Source organism: Agarivorans sp. B2Z047 (genome assembly GCF_023373605.1).
GTDB lineage: Bacteria > Pseudomonadota > Gammaproteobacteria > Enterobacterales > Celerinatantimonadaceae > Agarivorans > Agarivorans albus.
The window spans coordinates 672181-686032 of the sequence record NZ_CP088080.1; the positions used below are offsets into that span (position 1 = coordinate 672181).

Consider the following 13852-nt stretch of genomic DNA (forward strand, 5'->3'; position numbering starts at 1 on the left):
ATTTAGAAGTAATTGATCTATTCAGTCTATGCTCAGTCATGTGCCAGAAAGAACTGATAAGCAGTGTTATCGCTTTCGTCACGATAATCAAAGCCTAACTGCTCTAGGTGTTTACCAAAGGCTTGCTGGTCGCTTTCTTGTAACTCAAACCCGGCTAATACCCGACCATATGCTGAACCATGATTGCGGTAATGGAACAAGGTTATATTCCAATGGGGGCCAAGGGTGCGCAAAAACTTAAGCAGTGCGCCAGGTTGTTCTGGGAACTCAAAACTGTAGAGCTTCTCATTGAGTTGGGTGCCAGGTCGCCCGCCTACCATATAACGCACATGTTGCTTAGCAAGCTCGTCGTCACTTAAGTTAGCCACTTGATAACCGCTGCTATCCAGCTTATCTAACAGCGCTGGTAGCTCCTTATCGCTATTGCTCACCTTAATGCCAGCAAATATGCTGGCCTGTTGGTCGCTGGCATAACGATAGTTGAACTCGGTGATGACTCGTCCGCCCAAGTGTTCAACAAACTCTAAATAAGCGCCTTGGCGCTCTGGAATGCGTACCGCTAATACTGCTTCTTTTTTCTCACCAAGCTCGGTGCGCTCAGACACATAACGCAGGTTATGAAAGTTCATGTTAGCGCCAGATAGCACAGCAGCTAAGCGCTCACCTTCTAGTTTGTGCTGCTGAGCGTAGGCTTTTAAGCCAGCCAGAGCCAGTGCACCAGAAGGCTCAGAAATGGCGCGGGTATCTTCAAAAATGTCTTTTACTGCCGCGCATATTTCATCGGAGTTTACGGTAATTACATCGTCGAGGTATTGCTGGCAAAGGCGAAAGGTTTCGCTGCCAATTAATTTAACCGCAACGCCGTCGGCAAATAGCCCAACCCGTTCTAAGGGAGTTGGTTTGCCAGCAGCTAAGGCGGCTTTTAAACAGGCAGAGTCTTCGGCTTCTACGCCTATCACTTTCACATGAGGCATCAGCTGTTTAATGTATACCGCCACCCCAGCGGCAATACCGCCGCCACCTACCGGCACAAATACCGCGTTTAGGTGCATGTCTTGTTCAAGCAGCTCTTTGCCAATGGTGCCTTGGCCGGCAATCACGTCTACATCATCGAAAGGAGGGATCAGTGTGTAACCGTGTTCTTCAACCAGTTGTTTGCAGTATTGGTAGGCTTCATCAAAGCTGTCGCCCACCAAACGCACATCAGCACCCATGGCGCGTACCGAATCCACTTTAATATCGGGAGTGGTGGTGGGCATTACAATCACCGCGGCAATGTTAAGTCGCTGTGCCGACATAGCCACGCCTTGCGCGTGATTGCCCGCCGATGCTGCAACCACTCCGCGTTCACGCTGCTGTTGATTAAGTTGGGCGATTTTGTTGTAGGCGCCGCGTAATTTAAACGAATGCACACTTTGTCGGTCTTCGCGTTTCAGCAAAATATTATTGCCACTGCGCTGCGACAGCTTAGGCATACCCTGTAGTGGGGTAACTTGGGCAATTTCGTAGACTGGCGAGAGCAATATACGGCGAAGATATTCGTTAGCACTAGGCAAGTGTTGCATCATAAATTACCTATACATGTTGGCGACAACATAAAAAAATAAGCCCGGCGAACCGGGCTGTTTATTCAAGCAAGACGCGCGGTTTAATCTAGCTTGCTTTTATCGCGTACCGCACCTTTGTCGGCGCTGGTGGCGAAGTGGGCGTACATTTTCAGCGAGGTGCTTACTTCACGTACTCGACCAATTGGGCTCCAAGCATCGCTGCCTTTGGCTTCCATAGCGGCGCGACGTTTAGCCAGTTCTTCATCACTCACTTCTAACACAATGCTACGCTGAGGAATGTTGATATCAATGATATCGCCTTGCTCAACTAAGCCAACCACACCGCCGCTCGCAGCTTCTGGTGAAATATGGCCAATGGATAAACCAGAGGTACCGCCAGAGAAGCGGCCATCGGTAATCAAGGCACATTTCTTACCTAAACCCATCGATTTTAAGTAAGAGGTTGGGTAAAGCATCTCTTGCATGCCTGGGCCGCCTTTAGGGCCTTCGTAGCGAATTAATACTACTTCGCCAGCTTGTACGGTGCCGTCTAAAATGCCAGCAACTGCGTCGTCTTGGCTTTCAAAAATACGGGCAGGGCCTTTAAATACTAGGTTATCGTCGTCTACGCCGGCAGTTTTAACAATACAGCCGTCTTGCGCTAGGTTACCTTTTAGTACTGCAAGGCCACCTTCTAAACTAAAGGCGTTGTCTAAACTGCGAATACAACCTTCGGCGCGGTCGTCGTCTAGGTCATCCCAGCGGCAATCTTGGCTAAAGGCTTTAGTGGTGCGAATGCCTGCAGGGCCAGCACGGTAAAACTCTTTTACTGCCTGATCTTGGGTTTGCATGATGTCCCACTTGGCTAAGGTATCGGCCAAGGTTTCGCCCATTACATTCGGTTCGTTACGGTTTAGTAAACCTGCACGGTCTAATTCACCCAAAATACCCATGATGCCGCCTGCGCGGTGTACATTTTCCATGTGGTATTTGTTGGTAGATGGCGCCACTTTACACAGTTGAGGAACCTTACGAGAAAGCTCATCCATGTGGTCCATATTGTAATCTACGCCAGCTTCTTGGGCTGCTGCCAAAAGGTGTAATACGGTGTTAGTAGAACCCCCCATGGCGATATCTAGGGTCATCGCATTTTCAAAGGATTTGTGTGTCGCGATTGAGCGCGGCAATACACTTTCGTCATCTTGCTGGTAGTAACGGTTACACAAATCAACAATGCGCTTACCGGCATTTACAAACAGTTTTTCACGATCCGCGTGAGTCGCTAGCATTGAACCGTTACCTGGCTGAGCTAAACCTAGAGCCTCGGTTAAACAGTTCATTGAGTTTGCAGTAAACATACCAGAACAAGAACCACAGGTTGGGCAGGCGCTACGTTCTACTTTGTCACTGTCTTCATCGGATACGTTTTTGTCGGCACCCATAACCATGGCGTCAACTAAGTCGAGCTTAATGATTTGGTCGCTAAGTTTGGTTTTACCGGCTTCCATTGGGCCGCCAGAAACAAAGATAACTGGAATGTTTAAGCGCATCGACGCCATCAGCATTCCCGGGGTGATTTTGTCACAGTTAGAAATACACACCATGGCGTCGGCACAGTGGGCGTTTACCATGTACTCAACGGAGTCTGCAATTAGGTCGCGTGAAGGTAGGCTGTAAAGCATGCCGCCGTGGCCCATGGCAATACCATCATCTACAGCGATGGTATTAAATTCTTTAGCAACACCGCCTGCGTCTTCGATAGAGCGTGCAACCAATTGACCAAGATCTTTTAGGTGAACGTGGCCCGGCACAAATTGGGTGAATGAGTTCACCACTGCGATAATTGGCTTGCCAAAATCTTCTTCTTTGGTTCCTGTTGCTCGCCAAAGGGCGCGCGCTCCAGCCATATTACGGCCTTCGGTGGTGGTGGCACTTCGCAGTTTAGGCATTGCGGTTTACTCCGTTAATCTGTGTTTGCTATTTGTTTTAGGCAATGGCCGCTTTTGGTGAAGCCACTGCTTGTAATAGGGTTAATTGCACTTGCTCAACGTCAAACAATTTCACTAATTGATTAGTAAGATGCTCTATTGGACGCTCGCTCGTCACACTAAGTTCAATACGGTATCCAGACTGCTCTTGGTCATTGAACTGCTCAATTTGCATAGATTGTACTAAAAAACCGCGGTGACGTGTCACTCGTAATACGCGTTCTAGTACATCTGCTTGCTGGCGAGTAGAAATGGTTAGTGAATGTTGCATTAGCAGTCCTCCATCATTTTGTCGTTGGCCACACCGGGTGGCACTAATGGCCATACGTTTTCTTCAGCATCAATTAATACATGCAGTAGGTAAGGGCCTTTGCTGTCTAGCATCCGTTGCAAGGCTGCGTGTACATCAACTTTGTTGCTAATGGTTTCGCCGGGGATATCAAAAGCCGAGGCCATTTTTACAAAGTCGGGGTTGTCATCAAGAATCGTTTCACTAAAGCGGCCATCAAAAAACAAGTTTTGCCACTGGCGAACCATGCCTAAGCGGTTATTGTCGATTAACAGCATTTTTACCGGCAGTTTAGCGCGTTTAATGGTGGTGAGTTCTTGTACATTCATCATGAATGAACCGTCACCAGAGACGTTAATAACGGTGTCGTTAGGGCGGGCAAACTGCGCGCCAATGGCCGCGGGTAAACCAAAGCCCATAGTGCCTAGGCCTGCACTTGATAAATGATTCTCTGGGCCATCAAACTGCATATGTTGGGCTACCCACATTTGGTGTTGGCCAACATCACAAGCTACCACGGTGTTTTTATCCACCATCTTGCTTAAGTCGCTAAGCATAGCAGGCGCAAAAATATGCCCGCCTGGGTGATCATAGCGCCAAGCAAAATCATGTTTGCGTTGTGCCACTTTTTCTTGCCAGATATCAATCTCGGTTTGGCAATGCAGCTTAGGTAGGGTTAGCTTTAGGTCGCTGTCTAGTGCAACATCTGGGGTGCGGCGTTTACCAAATTCGCTGGCATCAGCATCTAGGTGGATCACTTTGGCATTTGGTGCAAATTCATCAAGCTTGCCGGTAACGCGGTCATCAAAGCGCGCGCCAATCACCACCAATAGGTCCGTTTCTTGAACACTTAGGTTGGCTGCTTTAGTGCCGTGCATGCCTAACATGCCTAAGTAGTAAGGTTGTTCTTCGGTGATCGCCCCAATCCCTTTTAGCGTGCTTACACTTGGGATTTTACTGTAATTTAAAAACTCACGTAACTCAGTAACAGCATTGGCCATGCCTACACCACCGCCCACATATACAATAGGTTGTTTAGCGCTAGCGATGAGTTGTTTGGCTTGGCCAATTAATTCTGCAGTAGGTTCTACAGGAGCGCTGGCAGCAGCCAAGTAAGCGAGGCTTTCTTCAACTTCGGCTAGTTGCACATCTTTAGGCACATCTATAAGCACTGGGCCTGGGCGGCCGCTGGTGGCAATCTCAAAAGCTTGTTCTATGGTGCGTTTAAGCTCTTTAACGTCGGTCACCATAAAGCTATGTTTGGTGACTGATAACGACATGCCTAATACGTCTACTTCTTGGAAGGCGTCGGTACCGATTACTGGCTGGGCTACTTGCCCAGTAATGGCGATAAGTGGAATGGAGTCTAGCTGCGCTTCGGCAAGGCCAGTGACGAGGTTGGTTGCGCCAGGTCCAGAAGTGGCGATACACACACCAACTTTAATGCCCGAAGTTGCTCCTGCGCGGGCATAACCCACCGCTGCCATTGCCGCACCTTGCTCGTGGCGAGTAAGCATGTGCTTTACACCACCGTCGTAGAGAGCGTCGTATAAAGGCATAATTGCCCCGCCAGGATAACCAAATACTTGTTCAACGTCCTGTTGTTTCAGAGTCGCTACAATTTGTTGCGCACCATTCATTACTACTTCCTTTCCACCGTTAACAAAAAACCCCCGAGCTTTGCAGCGCGGGGGTTTGATGTTGTGTGCTTGTTTCAGTTACAACAACGCATCCCCGCGAGGTGATAGAATAATCACCACAAGGACGACGCTAATAATTAGAGCAACTGAAAGAGACATATTTAAAACTTTCCTAAAGCATTGGCTAACAAGTATCACAGGATAAAATGTGATTCAAGTCCACTTTGGCTACTAATTGTTCTGCCTGTGGTACGTTTAATAAACAACTTAAGGTTTCTTAATCTGTATTTTCTTTTTTTGTTGGTTGTATGTTCTGTTTTATTTGTTTTGAGTGGTGATAAATTTTGCATATGCAGCAGATTGTTCATTGTTCATTTGGCTAAAATTATTGCACTTTTTTTCGTTGATTTGCGTTTAAGCAAGGTAAAGTGATGGCTTGCTTAGTGAGTTGTGTATCTGACACGGTTTTACTTAGCGCCGTTTTAGTCACCTGGGAATCCTGTAACTTTGAATGTATCCGTTTATAAATACGTCCTATTAGTTTTGTTGGTAGTCACAAAAAATGTGGGGGCTGCAACGCCAAGTGAGGAATTTCCAGCGGTGGCGGTGGAGGTCAATCAACAGCACTACACGGTGGAATATGCCTACAGTGACCAACAACGCGCCTTGGGTTTAATGCATCGCCTGCACTTGTGTAACGATTGCGGCATGTTGTTTAACTTTCAGCGCACTAAACAAGCTCAAATGTGGATGAAAAATACTTTGATCCCTTTAGATGTCGCTTTTATCCGCAAAGATGGTTCTATTAGCGAAATCACTCAGATGCAGGCGAATGATGACAAGCTAACTAAATCGCGCTTTCAAGTGATGTACGCATGGGAGATGAATCAAGGCTGGTTTGCCAAAAATGCAATCCAAGTCGGAGATAAAGTAGTGATTAAACCTGTAGAATAACTTACTGAAAATAAAACATTTCGCTGCAGTTTTGTCCTAGTGGCGGCCAGTTTCTCGAAGAGGTAAGCATGACAGAAAAAGAAAAGATGTTAGCTGGAGAGTTGTATTTGGCCTTTGACGGAGAGTTGGTTGAAGAACGTAACCAAGCTAAGTCTCTATGTTACGAACTCAATTTGTTACACCCCGAAGAAGATCTACGCGCCGAGGTATTAGCCGAATTATTGCCAAACAGTCTCGATCCTTGGATAGAGCCAGATTTTTTCTGCGACTATGGCTATAACATCACCACTGGTAAGAATTTTTATGCCAACCATAACTGTGTGATTCTTGATGGTGCGCCTGTCACCATCGGCGATGACGTGATGCTGGCTCCTGCTGTGAATATTTCAACTGCGACTCACCCGTTAAACGTTAAACAGCGCACCGAGGGTTTAGAGCGAGCTTTACCTGTAACTATTGGTGACCGCGTTTGGATTGGCATGGGAGCGAATATTTTACCTGGCGTAAGCATTGGTGATAACGCGGTGATTGCCGCTGGTGCCTTGGTAAACAAAGATGTGGCTGCTAATACAGTGGTAGCCGGAGTACCGGCTAAATACGTGAGAGATATTCCCGAGGACCAAGACTAGCTAACCTGAGTTAGCTAGTCGCTTTTCCTATGCGGCTTTAATTGCACTTAGTGCTTCGATGTATTGTTTTGCTTGGCTCTCGCCAACACTTTGGTTGGTGAGCTTGCCATGAATTACATTTAAGCCGTTTAACAAGTGTGGGTTAGCTAATAATGCCTGTTTGTAACCTTGGTTTGCGAGCTGCAATACAAAGGGTAGGGTGGCGTTATTGAGGGCAAATGTTGAGGTTCGCGCGACTGCGCCAGGCATGTTGGCAACACAATAGTGCACTACGTCATCAACAATGAAGGTGGGGTCGGCGTGAGTGGTTGCTACCGATGTTTCAAAACAGCCGCCTTGGTCAATGGCTACGTCAACAATGGCACTTCCAGGCTTCATACCGCTGATCATTGCTCTAGTGACTAACTTGGGCGCTGCAGCACCAGGAATTAATACGCCGCCAATCACTAAGTCGGCATCAGCAACGTATTTTTCTAGATTGTATTGGTTCGAGAATACAGTTTTTACGCGGCCAGAAAACTGAGCATCGATTTGGCGTAGCGTATCGATGTTATTGTCTAACACGGCTACGTCAGCGTACATGCCAACCGCCATTTGAGCCGCATTTCGGCCTACTACACCGCCGCCAATAATTACTACTTTTGCTGGCTCTACACCACTTACGCCACCTAGCAGCATGCCACGTCCAAGGTTAGATTTTTCTAAACAATGAGCGCCAGCTTGAATTGCCATACGGCCTGCAACTTCAGACATAGGCGCTAATAGCGGCAATGCCCCGGTATTAGAGGTGACTGTTTCATAGGCTACACAGACTGCGCCGCTGTCAATCAGATCATCTGTTTGCGGGACATCAGGTGCCAGATGTAAATAAGTGAATAGTAGTTGGTCTTCTTTTAGCATTGCGCGTTCTTGAGCCAAAGGCTCTTTTACTTTTACTATCATCTCGCTGCTAGCAAACACGTCTTGTGCGCTGCCAACAATGTTTGCGCCAGCTTTTTGGTAGGCGGCATCGTCGATATTAATGCCTAAACCTGCACCAGCTTGAATGTTAACTTTATGGCCGCGGGCGGTAAGCTCTTGAACTGAGGCTGGCACCAAGCCAACGCGATATTCATGGTTTTTGATTTCTGAAGGTACGCCAATAATCATAATAATCTCCTAGCGATTTAAGTTTTAATTGAAAAAGTAATTAGTTAGCTTGTTTAACAACATTGAAATTGTTCCAAGCTTGCGAGCTGGGCATGACTTCTAAGCTATTAATGTTGATATGAGCAGGTTGCTCTACTAACCAATAAATAATGTTGGCAATATCTTCTGGTTGTAGGGCATTGCTATTGCCGTAAAGCTGCTGATATTTGTCTTGGTCACCGCCAAAACGCACCAAGCTAAATTCACTCTCTGATAAACCAGGTTCTAAGCTGGTAACCCGCACGCCGCTGCCCACTAAGTCACAACGTAGATTTCTAGAGAACTGGGCGACAAAGGCCTTTGAGGCGCCATATACATGACTTCCAGGGTAAGGCCAATTAGAAGCTATCGAGGCTAAGTTCACTACCGAGGCAACCGTTTGCTGAGTAAGAATGGGCAATAAGGCATGGGTAACATTAACCAGCCCGGTGACATTGGTATCAATCATGGTGTGCCAATCAGCAAGGCTGGCCTTATCACAAGGGTCGGTGCCTAGGGCTAATCCGGCATTGTTAATTAGCGCTGTTACTTGTTTAAAGTCTTCTGGCAATGCTGCTACTAACTGGGCTACTTGTTGGCTATCGCGCACATCAAGGCTGGCATAGTGCACTTGGCATTGTTGGCCTAACTCATCAGCTAGTTGGGCTAAACGCTCTATGCGCCTGCCGGTTAAAATGAGTTTGTAACCGTGCTGAGCAAACAACTTAGCACTGGCAAGGCCAAACCCCGATGTAGCGCCAGTAATGAATACGCAATTGCTCATAAATAACTCCTTGTTAAACCAACTAAATTTTTTGACGGCTGGTTAGAGTCATTGCCTCTAACAGCGGAATGAAATTAGATTAACCAAGGGAGGTCGTGGGCGAGTAGTGCCAGAAATATGAACCGAAGGGACCAGATTAAACTTGGGGTTTTAGCTAAACGTACAAACCTCTCTAGCGTTGAAGAATATCTGCGCTAGAGAGGTTTGTTGATCTGTATTATTGGTTTAGGCGTGTAAGGCTTCGCTAGGACTATGCTGTGAGAGTTGGCTAACTAAGTTACCTAACAGGGCGAGTCCGGCATTTATCTTTTCTTCTGCAATCGCCGAGAACCCCAAGCGGATGTAGTTCTTAGGTGCTTGTTGTTCGGCAAACAAAGTATCCCCCGATTCTACCAATATTCCTTGTTTAGCCGCTTGCGTCACCAGTTCACTACTGCATACATGTTTAGGCAGTTCTATCCAAAAACAAAAGCTACCTGGCGTTGCGTTAATTACGCATTGATGGAGGTGGCGCTGTAAACCCTGTTGCATGAGCAGCCATTTTTGTTCGTACACATGGCGCATTCTACGAACATGGCTATCGTAATAACCTTGGGCAATAAACAGCGCTGCGGTGCGTTGGTTGTTGGCTGGAGGGTGGCGGTAAATAAGTCGGCGCAGTGCGCGTAGTTCGGCAATTAGCTGCTTGTTTGCTACCAAATAACCAATGCGTAAACCTGGTGATAGCGATTTGGACAGGCTGCCGATGTAAATAACCCGGCCGTGTTGGTCAATGCTTTTTAGTGCTGGCAATGGCTGCTCATGAAAATTTACTTCGCTTTCATAGTCGTCTTCTATCAATACAAAGTCGTCCGTAGCGGCTTGTTCGAGTAGTTGTTTCCGTCGCTCAATAGGCATGGTTACGGTTGTTGGGTATTGGTGGCTGGGTGTTACGCACACATAGTCACAGTCGCTAAGTTGCTGGCGAAGTATTAGGCCCTGTTGGTCAAGCTCTAATGGCTCTGGTTTAGAACCACATTGGGTGAATATGTGCCTTAAGTCAGCATAGCCGGGGTTTTCTACCCCTACTTTTACTCCCTGTCCCGCGAGCAAAGAAGCCAGTAGGTACAAAGAATTTTGGGTACCCATGGTAATTAGCACTTCGTCGTTACTGGCTGTAATGCCGCGTTTAGACAAAATCTGCTGGCGAATTTGCGTGACCAATTCTGGGTCATCTACATCAACATAATCTTCAATCCAATGATGCACACTATTGCGGTTTTGGGCGATGCGAGAACATTCTCGCCATTGATAAATGGGGAAGTGACTGGGCTCAATTTGGCCATAAATGAAGGGATAAGCATAATTTATCCAATCTTTATCTTTGTTTAAGGTGCTAAATGATGCCGGGGCGCTGCGTAAGCGATGGGTCCAATTTGGCTGGTTTTGGTCCAGATGAGGGCGAGTTTGCACCAATTTGAGAGTTGGTTCTTGGTCTAATTCAGGGTTTACAAAAAAACCGCTGCGTTCTCTGGCAATTAAGTAACCATCGTCCACCATGCTTTCGTAAACCAATACCACTGTGTTACGCGACACTTTTAGCAGTTGCGCCATTTTGCGGCTGGAGGGCAGGGCCCTTGTGCCAAAGTAGTCGTGCTGAATCAGCTCTACTAACTTTTCTCTAATCTGTTGTTGTAAGCCTCTACCTGCTTGTAACTCAATATTCATCATGCAGTCATTCATGCCCATATCCTTACAAAAAGTAGGTGAAGATTTTGCATATCTTCCATTCCCCATGTTTGGAAATAGCAATTTATTAGCCAACATGGCTTTTTATTTGTTGCTTTGCGCTGGACCAGCAATTCAAAAAAATTGGCCCTATAGCTCGTTTTTCGCACGCAGTAACTTAAAACAACACGCTAAGTGTCGGGTTCAACAAGGAGTTAACGATGAAACAATTGAAGATGAAAACTGCGATAGCAGCTTTGGCGGGACTAATGATTAGCACGGCGGTTACCGCAAAAGAGGTCACCATTGGATACCAAGGAATGTTCAATCCATGGAAGCACGCCATTAACGAGAAATTGGTAGAAAAAGAGACGGGCTACACCATTAAATGGCGTCGCTTTGATTCTGGCGCTAAAGCGATGACCGCAATGGCCTCTGGCGCTTTAGATTTAGCCTCGGCGGGCTCTAGCCCAATTGCCAGTGCAGTAAGCCGCGGCGTAGACATCGAATTGGTATGGATTCTAGAAAACATTGCCGATGCAGAAGCACTGGTAGTGCGTGATGGCTCGGGCATCAACTCTCCAGCCGACTTAAAAGGAAAGCGCATTGCGGTGCCGTTTGTATCCACTACGCACTTCCATGCCTTATTTGCACTTGAGCAATTTGGCTTAACCGAGAAAGACGTTCGCTTAATTAACATGCAGCCTAATTCTATAGCCGCAGCATGGCAACGTGGAGACATCGACGGCGCGTTTATTTGGGATCCTGCACTGGGAAAAATCAAGCAAAGTGGCAAGGTGCTGATCACTTCGGCCACCCTAAGCGCTTGGGGTAAACCTACTTTTGATGGCTTAGTTGCGAATAAAGAGTTTGCTGCTGCTAACCCTGATTTTGTGAGCAAAATGCTTAAAGTAGTGATTGATTTAGACGAAGACTACCGCAGCAACAAAGCGAGCTTTGATGCTAGCAACCCAATTGCCCAGTCTATTGCTAAAGTGAGTGGCGGTGACGTAAACACGGTAGCTGAAGTGCTCGACCTTTATGAGTTCCCCGATGTAACTACGCAACTATCTTGCAGCTGGTTGGGTTGTGGCGCAGAAGGCGGAGCCAGCCAATCACTTAAATCCACTTCAGAGTTCTTGAAAGAGCAGAAGAAGATCAACGACTTAATGCCAGATTACAGCAAGTTTGTTAACCCTGCTTATGCAGCGGCTGCCGCAGAAATGTAACTGGCTAACAGCCTAAACCAGGAGACTTAACAATGAATACTCTCGAAATTCATGACGTATCGGTAGTCTATCCTGCAGCTCAAGGTGGTGACCCAGTCACCGCCTTATCTGAGGTGAACTTGAGCATTGAACAGGGCGATTTTGTGGTTGCCTTAGGTGCCTCAGGATGCGGAAAAACCACATTATTAAACTTGATTGCCGGGTTTATCGCGCCCACCAAAGGGTATCTCACTTTAGGCTCTAGCCCTATTGAAGGTTATCCCAGAGTGGCTTGTGGTTTAGATATTGGCGATGAAATTGTTGGCCCTGGTGCCGACCGCGGCGTGGTGTTCCAAAAACATGCGCTACTGCCGTGGTTAAACGTAATCGAAAACACCGAGTTTGGCTTAAAGCTGCAAGGTGTAGACAAACAAGAGCGCCGAGAGCGCGCGGCCAGTTACTTAAAGCTGGTGGGCCTTGAAGATTTTCACCAACACAAGGTGTACCAATTATCTGGTGGTATGCAGCAGCGGGTTGGTATTGCCCGAGCGCTTACGAACAACCCTGAAATGCTGTTGCTTGATGAACCCTTAGGTGCCTTGGATGCGCTTACTCGTGAATCTCTGCAAGAACTCTTGCTGGATGTATGGCGCGAAACCAACAAAATGATGTTTTTTATTACCCACAGTGTGGATGAAGCCTTGTTGTTAGCTACTCGCCTCATTGTGATGTCGCCGCGACCAGGGCGGATAACACATGAATTTAAGATTGATTTTAACCAGCAGTTTTTAGACTGCCGAGACGCTAGAAAAGTGAAATCGAGTGAAGCCTTTATTGCCATGCGCGAGCAAGTGTTAGCAATTATTCATGGCGACGAAGCGGCGGCAGCCTAAGGACAAATTATGACGACCAATACCATGAGTGCCTCATCTCTAACTCCGCCCATCAGCCCCGATGAGGAGGCTGGTGGCGCAGCAGCACATAAAAAAGAGCTGACTCCTTTTGCTAAAAAAGTGGTTAGTACCACCAAACAATTTACCGCGCAAAAAGCCGTTCAATGTGGTGAATATTTTGGTACGCCTGGTGCTGGTGATAGCAAACTAATTGCACTGTGCTCTACCGTATTTTTCTTGGGTTTATGGGCACTAGTAACCGAAGCTGGCATGATTAAACCGATGTTCTTACCATCGCCTTTTGATGTGTTAGCTCGCCTTTGGGACATTTTTATTGATGGCTTTGCTGGCGCAACTTTGTTTGAACACCTTGGTGCAAGTTTAGGCCGCATTTTTGGTGCGTTTGTTTTGGCTTGTGCCATTGGTATCCCGCTTGGTATCGCTATTGGCTGTAGCAGAGTGATGCGTGGCATATTTGACCCTATAATCGAATTCTATCGCCCGCTGCCTCCTCTAGCCTACCTGCCATTAGTGATTATTTGGCTAGGTATTGATGAAGAGAGCAAAGTTACCTTAATCTTCCTAGCCATGCTGGCGCCAATTGTATTGAGTGCCCGTGCTGGAGTGAGCTCGGTGCGGATTGAGCAAATTCAAGTAGCTTATTCAATGGGAGCAAGTCGCTGGCAGGTGGTCTCTCAAGTGATAACCAAAGGCGCGTTGCCTGACGTATTAACAGGTATGCGCATTGCTATTGGCTTTGGCTGGACAACCCTGGTAGCCGCAGAAATGGTGGCCGCAGAGCGAGGCATAGGATTTATGGTGCTAAACGCTTCTGAGTTTTTGGTTACCGATGTGGTTATTGCCGGCATTGTGGTGATAGGCATAATCGCTTATTGCTTTGATTTGTTTATGCGGTTCTTAGAAAGCAAATTGGTACCTTGGAAAGGATGTAACTAAGCGCAACAAGTTCTACCTTTGCATGTTGTTTGCCCGGCTAATGTCGGGCTTTTTTATTGACTAGTTATGAAGCTATGTCTCGGTGAAAG

At 47.0% G+C, this 13852-nt stretch carries 13 protein-coding genes; 6 read left to right on the top strand and 7 right to left on the bottom strand.

Annotated features, from left to right (window positions below; translation table 11 throughout):
- Positions 1-32: 32 nt before the first annotated feature.
- The 4 genes from ilvA to ilvG all read right to left on the bottom strand — a co-directional run bounded on the left by ilvA (position 33) and on the right by ilvG (position 5464).
- A complete protein-coding gene (ilvA, locus tag LQZ07_RS03115) occupies positions 33-1568 on the bottom strand; it encodes a threonine ammonia-lyase, biosynthetic (RefSeq protein ID WP_152783258.1) in 1536 nt (511 codons plus the stop codon).
- 80 nt (positions 1569-1648) lie between these two features.
- A complete protein-coding gene (ilvD, locus tag LQZ07_RS03120; RefSeq protein ID WP_152783260.1) occupies positions 1649-3496 on the bottom strand; it encodes a dihydroxy-acid dehydratase in 1848 nt (615 codons plus the stop codon).
- Between the two features lie 37 nt (positions 3497-3533).
- The gene (gene ilvM, locus LQZ07_RS03125) at positions 3534-3806 is read right to left on the bottom strand and encodes an acetolactate synthase 2 small subunit (RefSeq protein WP_152783262.1); all 273 of its coding nucleotides are present in this window, start codon (positions 3804-3806) and stop codon (positions 3534-3536) included.
- Positions 3806-5464, bottom strand: a complete 1659-nt coding sequence (ilvG, locus tag LQZ07_RS03130) for an acetolactate synthase 2 catalytic subunit (protein WP_152783264.1) — start codon at positions 5462-5464, stop codon at positions 3806-3808. The genes ilvM and ilvG overlap by 1 nt, the downstream gene beginning before the upstream one ends.
- Positions 5465-5971: 507 nt before the next feature.
- Between ilvG and LQZ07_RS03135 the strand changes: the two genes are divergently transcribed.
- Complete coding sequence (locus tag LQZ07_RS03135; protein WP_227981427.1) at positions 5972-6418, top strand: DUF192 domain-containing protein; 447 nt, start codon at positions 5972-5974, stop codon at positions 6416-6418.
- A gap of 68 nt (positions 6419-6486) precedes the next feature.
- Positions 6487-7047, top strand: a complete 561-nt coding sequence (locus LQZ07_RS03140; protein ID WP_152783266.1) for a sugar O-acetyltransferase — start codon at positions 6487-6489, stop codon at positions 7045-7047.
- Positions 7048-7074: 27 nt separating this feature from the next.
- Here LQZ07_RS03140 and ald read toward each other — a convergent pair whose 3' ends face one another.
- The 3 genes from ald to LQZ07_RS03155 form a co-directional block, all read right to left on the bottom strand.
- The gene (gene ald, locus LQZ07_RS03145; protein ID WP_152783268.1) at positions 7075-8196 is read right to left on the bottom strand and encodes an alanine dehydrogenase; all 1122 of its coding nucleotides are present in this window, start codon (positions 8194-8196) and stop codon (positions 7075-7077) included.
- A 40-nt stretch (positions 8197-8236) separates the two neighbouring features.
- A complete protein-coding gene (locus LQZ07_RS03150) occupies positions 8237-8998 on the bottom strand; it encodes an SDR family NAD(P)-dependent oxidoreductase (RefSeq protein ID WP_152783270.1) in 762 nt (253 codons plus the stop codon).
- A gap of 225 nt (positions 8999-9223) precedes the next feature.
- The gene (locus tag LQZ07_RS03155; RefSeq protein WP_152783272.1) at positions 9224-10720 is read right to left on the bottom strand and encodes a PLP-dependent aminotransferase family protein; all 1497 of its coding nucleotides are present in this window, start codon (positions 10718-10720) and stop codon (positions 9224-9226) included.
- Here LQZ07_RS03155 and LQZ07_RS03160 point away from each other — a divergent pair.
- The 4 genes from LQZ07_RS03160 to LQZ07_RS03175 are packed head-to-tail and all read left to right on the top strand — an operon-like array spanning position 10719 to position 13763.
- Positions 10719-10982 (top strand): hypothetical protein, encoded by a 264-nt coding sequence (locus LQZ07_RS03160; RefSeq protein WP_016402309.1) that lies wholly within the window; start codon positions 10719-10721, stop codon positions 10980-10982. The two genes, LQZ07_RS03155 and LQZ07_RS03160, sit on opposite strands and share 2 nt — an antisense overlap.
- A complete protein-coding gene (tauA, locus tag LQZ07_RS03165; protein ID WP_194164149.1) occupies positions 10927-11934 on the top strand; it encodes a taurine ABC transporter substrate-binding protein in 1008 nt (335 codons plus the stop codon). The genes LQZ07_RS03160 and tauA overlap by 56 nt, the downstream gene beginning before the upstream one ends.
- A 32-nt stretch (positions 11935-11966) precedes the next feature.
- Positions 11967-12806, top strand: coding sequence for a taurine ABC transporter ATP-binding protein (locus LQZ07_RS03170; protein WP_152783274.1), 840 nt, complete (start codon positions 11967-11969; stop codon positions 12804-12806).
- Between the two features lie 9 nt (positions 12807-12815).
- A complete protein-coding gene (locus LQZ07_RS03175) occupies positions 12816-13763 on the top strand; it encodes an ABC transporter permease subunit (RefSeq protein WP_152783276.1) in 948 nt (315 codons plus the stop codon).
- Positions 13764-13852 lie beyond the last annotated feature (89 nt).